The organism is Streptomyces fungicidicus (assembly GCF_003665435.1).
GTDB classification, from domain to species: Bacteria; Actinomycetota; Actinomycetes; order Streptomycetales; family Streptomycetaceae; genus Streptomyces; species Streptomyces fungicidicus.
In genome coordinates this window covers 3,995,624-4,008,817 of record NZ_CP023407.1, presented here as the reverse complement: position 1 = coordinate 4,008,817, position 13,194 = coordinate 3,995,624, and the positions used below count along the sequence as shown (strand labels likewise).

The following is a 13,194-nucleotide window of genomic DNA, read 5'->3' as shown; positions in this document are numbered from 1 at the left end:
CCATGGGCGCGCGACCGCACGAGGAGGACGGGACGGTGACCGGACATGCCGGAGGGTAGGTCAGCGCTCCACCCAGCCCTTGCTGTGCGCGAGCACACCCGCCTCGAACCGGCTGCGCGCGCCCAGACGGGTCATCAGGTCGGCGGTGATGCGCCGGACGGTGCGCACCGACACGCCCAGCTGGCGGGCCATCGCGTCGTCCGTCATCCCCTCCCCGAGCAGTCCGAGCACGGCCTGCTCCGGCGGCGACGGCCGGTCGTCGCCGGTCCGCGTCGGGACGGTCTCGCCCAGCGGGCACGACTGCTGCCAGGTCTGGTCGAAGAGGGTCATCAGGGCGGTGACCGCACCGGTGCCGTGCAGCACCAGGGCGCCCTGGTCGGCGGCGGCCGGATCCATCGGCAGGATCGCCGTGACACGGTCGTACACCAGCATCCGCGACGGCAGCCGGGGCGCGGTGCGCACCTGGCCGCCGCGTTCGGTGAGCCATTCCGCGTACGCCCGGGTGCCCTGGCAGTTGCGGGCACTGTCCAGGAAGACGTACCGCAGCCGCACGCCCCGGCCGGTGACGGCCCGGTCCAGCGGCCGGGCGGCCTCCAGGTGCCGTTCGCTCTGCCCGCCGCCGGGGACGAACGCCGCGATCTCGGTGGTGCAGGTGTCGGCGAGGTGCTCGATCCTCGACTGGATCTGGTCCATGCTCCGGAGCTTGTGCACCTCGGCGGCCCCGCCGCTGGAGGCGCGGATGTCGGCGACCATCCGGGTCACCGCGAGGCGGCTCGCCCTGATCTGCCGCTGGCGCTCCAGGACTTCGGCCTCTTGGTCGATGAGCAGCGAGGTCAGGCCGACCTCCGGGTCGACGGCCCGGCCGGGACCGCCGTCCGGCGACGGCCGCACCAGCGAGAGGGCGGCCAGCCGGTCGAGCGCCGCACAGGTGCGCTCCTCGCTCCAGCCCAGCGCCTCGCAGAGACCGGCCACGCCGCCCGCCCCCTCCGCGAGCATGGTCCGGTACACGGCCTCCTCGTCAGGACCGAGGCCCAGTTCCCCAAGCATGCTTCCCTCCCCCAAGGGTGGCGGCCCGGGCGACCGCCGACGGCTCCGGTCTTTTCAGGCCAGAGTGCCGCTGTGGAGCCACACTCTATGCGATGGCCGGAAATCTGTGCTGTTTTCAGTGACACCAGGAAAATCTTTGTGGGGCGAACGTTGTGTATCTGGTGAACGTCCGGCTTGCCGTCGTCGACGGCGGCCTCTCGCCCTCGCTCCCGGAAACCCGCGCCCTGCTGTGGGCGGCCGTCCGCCCGGGGGACGGCGTGGAGCACATCTACGCGCAGCCGTGCGGCCGGTCCGTGGAAGCGGTGCTCTTCGTGGAACGGCCCACCCTGGCCGAGGCGGAGCGCTGCTGTGACACGGTCCTCGACCGCTGCGCGGCGGACGGACCCCGGTTCAGCAGGCACTCCTCCGTGCCGCTGCCCCTCTTCGTCGAGCTGCTCGGGGGGCAGGGCGAGCGCTGAGAAACACGGCCCGCCGCGGTTCCCGGCGCGTCCGCCCACCCCCGGGAGTCCGTCCTGTCAGGGTCCTGCCATTGCAGCTCCCTGACACGCGTAACCCCTGTCCCCGGCCGCCGGCGACGATCACAGTGGTGCCACCGAAACGGGCACCGCTCACACGGACCGCCCCGGACGGATCCGGCCACCGGCGCACACGCCTGCACGACCGGCCGGAGCCAGACGACCGTTTTGTCCACAGGGGGTACCGATGAAACTCTCGTTCCGCTTGCTCACCGCGTCCACCGTCGCCGTCACCGCCGTGTTCGCCGCGGCCCTCACCGTCGCGGGCGCCACCGGGGGGCCGGCGTCCGACCGGCACGTGTCCGTGGTCGGCGCTCCGCACGGCGCGTCCGCCAAGCCCAAGCCGGTCAACATCTGGGGCCCGTGAGCGCCGTGGCCGCGGAGGACAGCCTGACCCTGAACCTGCTGGGGCCGATCGAGGCCCACCGCGGCGGGAAACCGGTCGACCTGGGCGGGGCCAAGCCCCGCACCGTACTGGCGGCCCTGCTGCTCGCCCGGAGCCGGGTCGTACCGGACACCGAACTCACCGCACTGCTGTGGGGCGAGTCGCCACCCGTCACCTGCTCGGCCCAGATCCACACCTACGCCTCCCGGGTACGCCGGCTGCTCGGCCCCGCCGTCACGGTGGAGCGCCGGCGCCCCGGTTATCTGCTCCGGCTGCCGGACCAGGGCGTCGGGATCGACCTCCTGACGTTCCGCCAGTACGCGGCGCGCGGCGCCGCGGCGCTCACCGGCGGCACTCCCGGCACCGCCGCCCGGGTGCTGCGCCAGGCGCTCGGCGTCTGGCGCGGCACGGCCCTCGGCGGGGTTTGCGACCCGCTCGCCGACCTGGAACGCGACCGACTCGAGGAGGAACGGCTCACCACGCTGGAGCAGCGCCTGAGCGCCGACCTGGAACTCGGGCGGCACTCCGAGGTCATTCCCGAGCTCATGGCGCTGATCGCGGCCCACCCGCTGCGCGAGGGGCTGCGCGGCCAGCTGATGACCGCCCTGTACCGCTCCGGGCGGCAGGCCGACGCGCTCGCCGCCTACCGGGCCGCGCGCGCCACGCTCGCCGAGGAGCTGGGCCTGGAACCCTGCGCGGAACTCCAGCGGCTGCACCAGGCCCTGCTCACCGGGCACCCGTCGCTGCTGCCGCGCACCACGGCCACGCCGGCCACCGGCGCGACCACGGGCCGGTCCGGGCCGCCGCCACCCGCCGAACTGCCGCCCGCGCCGGCCGACTTCACCGGGCGCGAGCAGCAGGTGGCACGGCTGACCGAGGCACTCACCGGGGAGCTTCCGGGCCCCGCCGTCCACACCGTGACCGGCATGCCCGGCGTCGGCAAGACGGCACTCGCCCTGGTGACCGCGCACCGCGTCGCGGACCACTACCCGGACGGGCAGATCCATCTCGATCTGCGCGGCTCGGGACCCGACCCGCTGCACCCGGCGGACGCGCTCGGCACACTGCTGCGCCTGCTCGGCGTCCCGGAAGGACGGACACCCGGCACGCTCGACGAACGGGTCCGCGCCTACCGGACCCGGATCGCCGGCCGGCGCCTGCTGCTCGTCCTCGACGACGCGGCCGGGGAGCGGCAGGTCCGTCCGCTGCTGCCCGCGACCGGCGGCAGCGCGGCCCTGGTCACCAGCCGTGCGGGCCTGCACGCACTGGACGGGCCGGGGCGCACCCCGCTCGGGCCGATGTCCGCGGCGGACGCGCGCGCCCTCTTCGAGAAGCTGGCGGGACGCTCCCGCGTCTCGGCCGAGCCGGGCGCCGCGGCCGGCGTCGTCCGGGCCTGCGCCGGGCTTCCGCTCGCCCTGCGCGTCGCCGGGGGCCGGGCCGCGGCCCGGCCGCACTGGCCGCTGGCCAGGCTCGCGGACCGGCTGGCCGAACCCGACCGCACCCTCGCCGAACTCACCCTGGCCGACCTGTCGTTGACCGACCGGCTGTGGACGGCGTACCGCGGGCTCGACCCGCGGAGCCGGCGCGCGCTGCGGTTCCATTCGGCGCTCGGCCCGCACCCGCTGCTGCCGCACGCCGCCGCGGGGGCGCTCGGAACCGATCCCGACCGGGCGGAGGAACTGCTCGCGGGACTCGCCGAGGCCCACTGGTGCGAGGTGGTCCGGTGGCGCGGCGGGTACGGGTACCGGCTGCATCCGCTGGTGCGCCTCTTCGCCCGCGCCCGCCTCGCCGAGGAGGAGGGAACGGTCCCGCTCCCCCTCCCGGTGCCCCACGCGCCGGCACCGGCCGTCCGGGCAGGCGCGGTCCGCCACACCGGCTAGGGTCTCTCGTTCGGCTCGGGCCGGACCCCGCGAGCCCGGCGTGATCCGAACGAGAGGCACTGGAGTCCGCGCACCGACACCGCACCCGTACGACACCACAGACACGAGGTGGAACCGGCCATGCCCGCACCTTTCGGATTCAGCTACGAGACGCGTGCCGACGGCACCGTCGTCATCACCCACCGGGGCCGCACGGCCACCACGCTGCGCGGCCCGCGCGCCGTCCGCTTCACCGAGGAAGTGGAGGCCGGCGACGCGCAGGAGGTGATGGCGCGCTGGACCGGCTCGTACAAGTTCGGCAACGAGCGCACGGCCCGCAACCATCCCCGCAACCGGGGACGCCGGAACTAGGGCCTCTCGTCTGGATCACGCCGGGCTCGCGTGCCCCGGCACCGCGCCCTGATCCGGCCCGATCCGAACGAAGGACCCCAGGCCGGCACGGCACACCCACGGGGGCCGGCGGCCCGTGGGTCCCCTCAGCCGCCCGCGACGGTCTCGAGGGTCCGGGCCGCACCGTCCTCGGTCGCCATGTGCTGCGCGGCCCGCGCCGCGGCGAGGGTGTGGCCCTGCCGCCTCACGACGCGGTCGAGCGCGTCGGCGAGCCGTTCGGCGGTCAGGGACCGGAAGGGGACCGGGTCGGTGGCGGCGCCGAGGGCGGCGAGCCGTCCCGCCCAGAAGGGCTGGTCGGCGCCGACCGGCACGGGGACGGCGGGCACCCCGGCGCGCAGCGCGGCGGCCGACGTGCCGGCCCCCGCGTGGTGGACCACGGCGGCCAGCCGGGGGAACAGCAGGGCGTGCGGGACGTCCCCGACGGTGAGCACGTCGTCGCCGTCGGCGGCGAGCCCGGCACTGCCGGACTGGAGGATGCCGCGCAGCCCGGCGCGGCGCAGTGCTCGCACGGCGATCTCGCTCAGCCGCTCCCCGTCGCCGGCCGCCATGCTCCCGAAGCCGATGAGGACGGGCCGGGGTCCGGCGGTGAGGAAGTCCTCCAGGCCGGCGGGCAGCCGGCCGGACGGATCGTGGTGGGGCCACCAGTTGCCCACCACCTCCAGGCCGGGGCGCCAGTCGGCGGGGCGGGGCACCAGGGCCGTGCTGAAGCCGTGCAGGACCGGCCAGTTCGCCCGTTCCCGCTGTCTGCGCGTCGCGGCGGCGGACTCCGGCGGCAGTTGGAGGCGCCGGCGCAGCTTCGCCACCGCCTGCTCGTAGACCCGGTCGGTCATGCGCAGGGCGAAGCGTCCGGCCAGCCGGTTGGCGGGACGGCCCAGCGAGCGTGAGCCGGTGACGACGGGCGGGAAGTCGCCGGTGGGGGCGGTGGGCTGGAGGTACACGCCGATGCTCGGTGTGCCGGTGGCCTCGGCGACGTGCCAGCCCAGCGGGGCCGTGGTGGTGGACAGCAGGAGCAGATCGGGGGCGTCGGCCGCCGCGTCGGCGAACCCCTGGCCCAGTTCGGTGATGAACGCGGCGGCGGTGCGCATCAGTTCCCGCCTGTCCGTCGCGCCGCCGTGTCCCCGTGGGTCGGCGGGGAGGCCGCGGAAGTCCAGCCCGGCGTCGCGCACGAGGGGCGCGAAGGGCTCCGTGGTGGCGACGGCCACATGGTGTCCGGCGTGCCGCAGTGCCGCGCCCAGGCCGGTGTAGGGCGCGACGTCGCCGCGCGATCCGGCCGCGGCGATCAGGATCCTCATCGGTTCCCCTCCTCGGAGTCGGCCCGGCCGGCCGCGTGGCGGGCCGCGTTGGCGTGGACCGCCCTGCACAGGTAGGCGGCCAGGCCCGGGCGCTGCTGCGACGGCGGTACGACCAGGGCGAAGGCGCGCGGGTCGGCGACGAAGTCGTCCGCGATGCGCCGGTGCATGTCGGGCGGGCAGGAGGTGAACCAGCGCGAGACGTGCAGGCGGTGCTCCTCGGCGAGGTCCATGGCCCGCTCGCCGTCGTGACGCTCGCCCTCGTCGAAGGCGGCGAGCAGCTCCGCGCGCCAGGCGGCCGCCTCCCCCATGAGCCGCCGCCAGTCGTCCTTGGTGTGGGCGGCCGCGCGCGTCATCGCCTCGCGCTGTCCGTCCGACCGCGCCCATTTCAGCTCCGCCTCGGTGGCGTAGCTCAGGTCGAAGGTGATCTCGCCGAAGACCTCGAAGCGCTCCTGGGGTGTCAGGGGCACCCCGGTCTGCTGGACCTCTATCGCGCGTTCCGCCACCTCGGCCAGCCGCTGCAGTCTGGCGATCTCCTCGCTCAGCTGCCGCTGCCGGGCGCGCAGCTGCTCCACGGCGTTGGCCTGCGGGTCCTTCAGGATCGCGGCGATCTCGTCGAGTGAGAAGCCGAGCTCGCGGTAGAAGAGGATCTGCTGGAGACGGACCAGGTCGGCGTCGTCGTAGAGCCGGTAGCCGGCCTGGCTGCGGTCGCCGGGCGAGAGCAGTCCCGCCTTGTCGTAGTGGTGCAGCGTCCGCACCGTCACCCCGGCGAAGGCCGAGACCTGTCCCACGGAGTAGCTCATCCACCCGCCCTTTCGTCGGCTCACAGCCTCGGGCCTGACGTAAGGAGAGGGTCAAGCCGCCGCTCACCACATCCTCTACAGTCATGTAGAAGATAGGCTGTCCGGGTCCGCCCCCCTCACGGACAGCGCAGTGGAAAGGAGCGTCGGAGATGAGCATCATCGCCTGGCTGGTTCTGGGACTCCTCGCCGGAGCGATCGCCAAACTGATCCTGCCCGGACGGGATCCGGGCGGTTGTGTCGGTACTACGGTGATCGGCGTCGCCGGCGCCTTCCTGGGCGGCTGGCTGTCGGCCGAGGTCCTGGACCGCCCGGTGCAGCGGGAGTTCTTCGACGCGGCGACATGGGGGTCCGCCGTCGTCGGCGCCCTCGTGCTGCTGATCGGCTACCGCCTGCTGTTCGGCAACTCCCGGAACTGACAGGGCCCCCGGAACGTCTTCCACGACTTCGCCAAACCGTGTCCCGCACCCGCGCGGACCTCACCACCCCACCTGCCGAGAAGGAGTACGCAATGGGAGTTTCCCTGTCCAAGGGCGGCAACGTCTCGTTGAGCAAGGAGGCACCGGGCCTGACCGCCGTACTGGTCGGTCTGGGCTGGGACGTGCGCACCACGACCGGTACCGACTACGACCTCGACGCCTCGGCGCTGCTGCTCGACGCCTCCGGCAAGGTCCTCTCGGACGGCCACTTCGTCTTCTACAACAACCTCACCAGCCCCGACGGCTCCGTCGAGCACACCGGCGACAACCTCACCGGCGAGGGCGAGGGCGACGACGAGGCGGTCAAGGTGAACCTCGCCGCGGTCCCGGCCCAGGTGGAGCGGATCGTGTTCCCGGTCTCCATCCACGACGCGGAGAACCGGGGCCAGAGCTTCGGCCAGGTCCGCAACGCCTTCATCCGGGTCGTCAACCAGGCGAACAACCAGGAGATCGCCCGCTACGACCTCTCCGAGGACGCCTCCACCGAGACCGCCATGGTCTTCGGCGAGCTCTACCGGCACGGCGCCGAGTGGAAGTTCCGGGCCGTCGGACAGGGCTACGCCTCCGGGCTGGCCGGCATCGCCGCCGACTTCGGCGTCAACGTCTGACGAACCCGCGCGGTCCTGCCGCCGGTCCCGCTCCCCGGAGCGGAACCGGCGCCCCGGGGACGGCCCCGCTCACCCGGGTCCGCTCCCTTCCACCACGGGCGCGCCCGGAAACGGACGCATCACCGGCCGCACGACGCCAACTACAGTCCTGTAGAGGCCTCTTGCGGACGCGACCATCCAGCAAGGACGCATTCCCGGCCGCGGTGGCCGATATGCCGGCCCCGGCCGCCGCGCCCCGCTCCGCCCTCTTCCCGGAGACCCGCCCTGCCGGAAGCCGGGCACACCGGGCAGACTCTGCGCTGTAGCCACATGACGGAGGACGACTCGAACATGATCACGTTGACGAAGGAAGACGGCCCCGCCGACCTCGACGGAGTGACCCACCTGTCCATCGGCGTCTCCTGGGACCCCACGGCCGGCAGCAGCGGCGGCGTGCTCGGCAAGCTGCGCCGCAAGACCGGCACCGACCTCGACCTGATCGCCGTCGCCATGCAGGGCGGGGACCCGGTACGCCTCGCCGGCCTGGACTCGCTCGACCCGATGGGCAACGGCTCGCTCCTCCACAGCGGCGACAACCAGACCGGTCACGGTGACGGGGACGACGAGACGGTGACCGTCGAGTTCGCCCGCCTCCCCGCGCCCATCACGTCGATCGTGTTCGTCGCCGCCGCCTACAAGAAGGGCAGCTCCTTCCAGAAGGCCCGCAACATCAGCTTCAAGGTGTACGACGCCACCGGCGGAAGCACCCAGCAGGTCGCCGACATATGGCCCAGCATGCTCAGCCAGGACAACGGCTGCGCCGTGGCCAAGGCCCTGCGGGTCGGCGACACCTGGAAGCTGGAGGTCATCAACGAGACGGGGAAGATCAAGCAGGGCGACGAGCACGCCCTGATGCGCTTCGCCGTCAGCAAGTAGTACGTGGGTTCCCGTGAGCGCAGGAAAGGGGCCGTCCCGGCCGGTGCCGGGGCAGCCCCTCTCCCGTACGCCCGGGCGGCGTCAGCCCTTGAAGGCGTCCTTGCCCTTCTCCTTGGCCTCGCGGGCGTCCCCCGTGCTCTTCTTCGCCTGCCCCTCGGTGACCATGCGCTCGTTACCCACGGCGTTCCCCACGGCCTTCTCCGCCTTGCCCTGGGCCTGCTCGGTCTTCGCCTTGGCCTTCTCACCGGCACTCATGGAACACGCCTCCTCGTAGCGTTCTGGCGTCCTTGCCGCTGACGCGGTGCAGCCCAAGTGCCCCCACCTTTCCTTCACAAACAAGGCTTCATCCGCGATTGAGGGCGCCGACGCGGGGCAACCGGTGGCTCAGGAGGTTGATAACTATGGTTCCCCTGTTGCTGGTCCTGCTGCTCGCCCTGGTTCTCTTCGGCGCCGGATTCGCGGTGAAGATCCTTTGGTGGGTCGCCATCGCCGTTCTGGTGCTCTGGCTGCTCGGCTTCGTGATGCGTTCCACCTCGGCCGGCGGCGGACGTGGCCGCTGGTACCGATGGTGACGCCTGACGACGCCGCGTTACGCCTCCCGGGGCCCGTCCACCACGGTGGCCGGGCCCCGCGGCGTGCCGCCCCGCCCCCGGGCGGGGCGTTTCGCTTCTCCCCGTTCCCCTACCTGTGCTCGGGGTTCTCGTAGTCGCTGCGGCAGCCGGCGTCCCAGGCGGTGCGCTGGTTTCCGTGGGCGGGGATGCCGCCGAGGTCCTTCAGGGCCCGGGCCAGGTGCAGCAGGTTCCAGGTCATGAAGGACGTGTTGCGGTTGGTGAAGTCGTTCTCCGGGCCGCCCGAGCCGGGGTCGAGATAGGAGGGGCCCGGGCCCGCCTCGCCGATCCATCCGGCGTCCGCCTGCGGGGGGATGGTGTAGCCCAGGTGCTGGAGGCTGTAGAGCAGGTTCATGGCGCAGTGCTTCACGCCGTCCTCGTTGCCGGTGATCAGACAGCCGCCGACGCGGCCGTAGTAGGCGTACTGGCCTCGCGAGTTGAGCAGCGAGGAGCAGGCGTAGAGACGCTCGACGACCTTCTTGGTGACGGAGCTGTTGTCGCCCAGCCAGATGGGGCCCGCGAGCACCAGGATGTCGGCGGCCATCACCTTCTCGTACAGCCCGGGCCAGGCGTCGGTGGCGAAGCCGTGCTCGGTCATGTCCGGGTAGACGCCGGTCGCGATGTCGTGGTCCACCGCGCGGATCAGCTCCGTGGTCACGCCGGCGCCCTCCATGACGGCCCGGCTCCTGTCGATCAGCCCCTGGGTGTTGCTGCGCTGCGGGGACGGCTTGAGGGTGCAGTTGACGTAGAGGGCGGTCAGGTCGTCGTAGCGGTGCGGGAGGCCCGCGGAGGATGAGGCGGTCATGGAGGGCAGCCTCTCGCAGGGTTTCCGTTATGCCCCGGTTCGACGCGCTCGCGCACGCCGTGGCGGCGCCCGTTCGGGCGGGAGCACCAAAGGCCCCTCACGGACGCCGCCTCCTGCCCGCCCCGGGGGCCGTGCGCAGAGAGAATGCTAGGCTCCGGCCACTTGCCCGGGGGGGGTATTCCGAACGTCACGTGAGCCGTGGGTCCACGACCCGTGGCCAGACGGCGGGCGCCGCATGTCTCTCCGAGCCCTCACCCACCGCCTATCCGCCGGAGAGGTCCTGCATGGGCAGACGTGCTCTCGTACGAGGCGCCACCGCCGCCGCCGTTTCCTTCACCCTCACCCTCGGGCTCGGCCCGCTGACCGCCGGCGGCGCGTACGCGGCGACGGCCGCCGGAGAGGTGGTCGTGCCGGCCACCACGTCCCTGGTTCCCCGGACGGGGCTGCTGAGCGCGGGGCCCTCGGGGTTCCTCCGGTACGAGGAGGGGCGGGGCCAGCTCTGGACGACCTACGACGGCGTCGACACGCTCGTCGACGCCTCCGGCACGGACGCCTACGGCGTCACGAGCGCCGGCGCGGGCTCGGACGTCGTCGCCCGCCACGACGGCGCCGCCAGGACCGTAACGCTGCGGGACATGACGTCCGGCCGGACCAGCACGGTCGCGCTGCCCGCCGGGCACGCGTACTTCAGCACGCTCGGGTCGACGGTCGTCACGACCGCGGGAACCCCGGGCACCGACGCCGTGTGGCATCTGCTGGACGTCCGGGAGGACGGTTCCGTCACCGACCGCACCGTGGAGGGCGTCCCCTCCGGCACCTACCTGTGGTCCGCCGCGGGGCTGGGCGACGCTCGCGGACAGGTCGTGCGGTACCGCAAGGGCGACGACGAGGTCACCGGATGGCTCGACGTCGAGCAGGGGCGCTTCACCGCCCTGCCGTACACCGTGCGGTCGTGGCACGGCCTGGTCGCGCTCAGCCCCACCCACCTGGTGTGGTTCTACGACGGCACCCTGCACGTCGCCTCCCGGCAGGACCCGGCCGCCGCCGTGCGGACCGTGGCGGCCGGCGACGTCGCGCAGGTGCTGGGCTTGGTCGGCGACACCGTCGTCGTCTCACGCCACGACGCCTCCCTGGGCCGCTACGACACCGACCGCGCGGTCTCGCGGGTCGAGGCCGTCCCCCTCGACGGCTCCGCGCCCCGGACGCTGCTGGCCAGGACGTCACGGCAGGCCGTGGCCACTCCGGACGGCGGGCTGCTGGTGGCGGGCGGCGCCGACACCGACCACTGGGGCGTCTCCCTCATCGGGGCCGCGGCGGACGGCGGGGTCACCGTGCGCAAGGTCGCGGACGCCTACCCCCGCAGCAGCGCCCACCAGGTCTCCCAGCTGAATCTCACCCAGGGCCGGCTGACGACCGTGGAGCAGGACCCGGTGGGCGACTGGACGTATCTCCACACCCGTGACACCGGCGTGACCGGCTCCCCCACGGCGGGGGCCCGGACCACCCGCGGCCGGATCGCGCCGGAGAACTACGCGGAGGGCCGCCCCCGGCTCCTCGACACCGGCGACGGCCGGACGGTCGTCTCCGGATACGGCACCAGCACCGCCCAGCAGCCGCATGTCCTGGAGCCCTCCCAGTCGCTCCCCGGCACCCGGATCGACAGCTCCCGCAGCTACCGGACCGCCACCGCAGCCGGCGGCCGCTTCGCCGCGCTGACCGGGCCGTACGACAGCTCCGGCGCGGCGGAGACCCGGATCGTCGACCTCGACACCGGGCGCACGGTGCACACGACGACGGACACCGTGCGGGCGATCTGGGGCACCACCCTGTGGGTGATGTCCGGCAACGACACCGTGGTCCCCGTCGACCTGCTCACCGGACAGCGCGGCTCCCCCGTGTGGTTCGGGCGCGGCTGCCTGCTGAACGACTTCCAGGCCGTCGGCCGGTGGCTGCTGTGGAACTGTGTGATGGGCTCCGAGGGTCTGGGTGTCTACGACACCGTCAGCCAGCGGAACCAGACCCTCGTGTCGGGCTCCGGATGGGAGCAGGCCCAGCTCGGCGACGGCTTCGTCGCGACCTCCGAGAGCGGGCGGCTCAAGGTGATCGACGTGCGCGGCGGGACGCCCGTGGCGCACACCGCCGGCGCGTTCGAGGGAAACGCCTGGGACGTCGACCCGTACACCGGTGTGATCGCCCAGGCCCGCTCCGACAACACCATCCGCCTGACCCCCAGCGAGGTGCCCGTCTCTGCCCTCGTCCAGCGCGACGCCACCGTCGCCGCCTCCGCCGACGTCAAGGCCGGGGCCGCCCCGTGGCGCCCGAAGTGGTGGCTGAACAAGCCCGCTGCCTCCTGGAAGCTCGTGATCACCAACCGGGCCGGCACCGCCGTGCGCACGCTCACCGGCGGTCCGGCGCGCGGTGTGGTGAGCCCGGCCTGGAACGGCAAGGACGGCTCCGGCCGGCTGGTGCCCAACGGCACCCACACCTGGAAGCTGACCATCACCCCGGCGGACGGGCAGGGCGCGGCGCTGACGAGGTCGGGCACGGTCAAGGTCACCGGAGCCGCCGCGGCCCACCGCGACTTCGTCGGGTCGGACGGCTTCGGCGACCTGCTGACCCTGAACGGCTCCGGCGGGCTGACGTACCAGTACGGGACCGGTAAGGGAACGTTCACCGGGAAGCGGACGGGCTCCGGGTGGCCGACGACGGTGAAGGCGGTGCCCTTCGGCGACCTGAGCGGGGACCGGTGCAACGACGTGCTCGTACGGTTCAGCAGCGGGGCGCTGCGCGCCTACCGGCCCGTGTGCGGGGCGGCGGTGACCCCGTCCACGGCGTACACCTCGCTGGGCACGGGCTGGAACCAGTACAACGTGCTGACCTCGCCCGGGGACATCAGCGGTGACGGCCGGCCCGACCTGATCGCCCGCAACGCCTCGACCGGCGACGTCTACCTATACAAGGCGACGAGCACGGGCAAGCTCTCCTCCCGTGTGAAGATCGCGTCCAAGTGGACGGGGTACAAGAAGATCGTGGGCGTGGGCGACCTCAACGGCGACGGGCACGGCGACCTGCTCGCGCAGGACAAGTCGAACGAGCTGTGGCGCTACGACGGCACCTCGGCCGGCAAGTTCAAGAGCCGCGTGAAGGTCTTTAACGACTGGGGCGCCTCGTACAACGTGGTCGTGGGCGTGGGCGACCTCACCGGCGACGGCCGGGCCGACCTCGTCTCCCGCGACTCCTCCGGCGCCGTCTGGCGCAACAACGGCAACGGCAAGGGCTCCTTCGGCAGCCGCACAAGGATCGCCACCGGCTGGCAGGGCTACAAGAGCCTCTCCTGACCCGCCCCGCCCCGAACGGGCCCGGACACCGCACGACGTCCGGGCCCGCGACGCGTGCAGCCGTCCCCCTCCCGCCCCGGCGGGGATATTCACGGTGCCGTACGCCTCACCGCTGTCAGGATGACGATGCGGGTC

General features: G+C 73.2%; 14 protein-coding genes. 9 read left to right on the top strand and 5 right to left on the bottom strand.

Annotation, left to right across the window (positions count from 1 at the left end):
- Positions 1–60: 60 nt before the first annotated feature.
- The gene (locus tag CNQ36_RS18275; RefSeq protein WP_121546796.1) at positions 61–1,047 is read right to left on the bottom strand and encodes a helix-turn-helix transcriptional regulator; all 987 of its coding nucleotides are present in this window, start codon (positions 1,045–1,047) and stop codon (positions 61–63) included.
- Between the two features lie 161 nt (positions 1,048–1,208).
- On the opposite strand from CNQ36_RS18275, the gene CNQ36_RS18270 reads away from it, so the two are divergent.
- The 4 genes from CNQ36_RS18270 (at position 1,209) to CNQ36_RS18255 (ending at position 4,178) form a co-directional block, all read left to right on the top strand.
- On the top strand, positions 1,209–1,505 hold the full coding sequence (locus tag CNQ36_RS18270; protein WP_228312998.1) for a hypothetical protein: 297 nt from the start codon (positions 1,209–1,211) through the stop codon (positions 1,503–1,505).
- Positions 1,506–1,749: 244 nt separating this feature from the next.
- Positions 1,750–1,929 (top strand): hypothetical protein, encoded by a 180-nt coding sequence (locus CNQ36_RS18265; protein WP_040906635.1) that lies wholly within the window; start codon positions 1,750–1,752, stop codon positions 1,927–1,929.
- Positions 1,926–3,827 carry an AfsR/SARP family transcriptional regulator gene (locus tag CNQ36_RS18260; protein ID WP_121546794.1) on the top strand — a complete coding sequence of 634 codons (1,902 nt, stop codon included), beginning with the start codon at positions 1,926–1,928 and terminating at the stop codon, positions 3,825–3,827. Before CNQ36_RS18265 ends, CNQ36_RS18260 begins: the two co-directional genes overlap by 4 nt.
- 120 nt (positions 3,828–3,947) lie before the next feature.
- Complete coding sequence (locus tag CNQ36_RS18255) at positions 3,948–4,178, top strand: hypothetical protein (RefSeq protein WP_121546793.1); 231 nt, start codon at positions 3,948–3,950, stop codon at positions 4,176–4,178.
- 125 nt (positions 4,179–4,303) lie between these two features.
- Here CNQ36_RS18255 and CNQ36_RS18250 read toward each other — a convergent pair whose 3' ends face one another.
- Both CNQ36_RS18250 and CNQ36_RS18245 read right to left on the bottom strand, forming a co-directional pair.
- Positions 4,304–5,509 carry a glycosyltransferase gene (locus CNQ36_RS18250; protein WP_121546792.1) on the bottom strand — a complete coding sequence of 402 codons (1,206 nt, stop codon included), beginning with the start codon at positions 5,507–5,509 and terminating at the stop codon, positions 4,304–4,306.
- Positions 5,506–6,309: a MerR family transcriptional regulator gene (locus CNQ36_RS18245; protein WP_121546791.1), complete on the bottom strand. Its 804-nt coding sequence runs from the start codon at positions 6,307–6,309 to the stop codon at positions 5,506–5,508. Before CNQ36_RS18245 ends, CNQ36_RS18250 begins: the two co-directional genes overlap by 4 nt.
- A gap of 149 nt (positions 6,310–6,458) precedes the next feature.
- Here CNQ36_RS18245 and CNQ36_RS18240 point away from each other — a divergent pair, with 149 nt between their 5' ends.
- The 3 genes from CNQ36_RS18240 (at position 6,459) to CNQ36_RS18230 (ending at position 8,308) form a co-directional block, all read left to right on the top strand.
- Positions 6,459–6,725, top strand: coding sequence for a GlsB/YeaQ/YmgE family stress response membrane protein (locus CNQ36_RS18240; protein WP_004928804.1), 267 nt, complete (start codon positions 6,459–6,461; stop codon positions 6,723–6,725).
- 92 nt (positions 6,726–6,817) lie between these two features.
- Positions 6,818–7,393 (top strand): TerD family protein, encoded by a 576-nt coding sequence (locus tag CNQ36_RS18235; protein WP_004928808.1) that lies wholly within the window; start codon positions 6,818–6,820, stop codon positions 7,391–7,393.
- Between the two features lie 330 nt (positions 7,394–7,723).
- Entirely contained in the window at positions 7,724–8,308 is a 585-nt protein-coding gene (locus CNQ36_RS18230; RefSeq protein WP_004928810.1) for a TerD family protein, read from the top strand.
- 81 nt (positions 8,309–8,389) lie between these two features.
- On the opposite strand, the gene CNQ36_RS18225 is transcribed toward CNQ36_RS18230, so the two are convergent.
- Positions 8,390–8,563 (bottom strand): CsbD family protein, encoded by a 174-nt coding sequence (locus tag CNQ36_RS18225; RefSeq protein WP_121546790.1) that lies wholly within the window; start codon positions 8,561–8,563, stop codon positions 8,390–8,392.
- A 146-nt stretch (positions 8,564–8,709) separates the two neighbouring features.
- Between CNQ36_RS18225 and CNQ36_RS18220 the strand changes: the two genes are divergently transcribed.
- Positions 8,710–8,880: a hypothetical protein gene (locus CNQ36_RS18220; protein WP_040906641.1), complete on the top strand. Its 171-nt coding sequence runs from the start codon at positions 8,710–8,712 to the stop codon at positions 8,878–8,880.
- Positions 8,881–8,989: 109 nt separating this feature from the next.
- Here the strand turns inward: CNQ36_RS18220 and CNQ36_RS18215 are convergent, their stop codons facing one another.
- Positions 8,990–9,721, bottom strand: a complete 732-nt coding sequence (locus CNQ36_RS18215) for a flavodoxin family protein (RefSeq protein ID WP_040906642.1) — start codon at positions 9,719–9,721, stop codon at positions 8,990–8,992.
- A 284-nt stretch (positions 9,722–10,005) separates the two neighbouring features.
- Between CNQ36_RS18215 and CNQ36_RS35600 the strand changes: the two genes are divergently transcribed.
- Positions 10,006–13,059 (top strand): FG-GAP-like repeat-containing protein, encoded by a 3,054-nt coding sequence (locus CNQ36_RS35600; RefSeq protein WP_121546789.1) that lies wholly within the window; start codon positions 10,006–10,008, stop codon positions 13,057–13,059.
- Positions 13,060–13,194 lie beyond the last annotated feature (135 nt).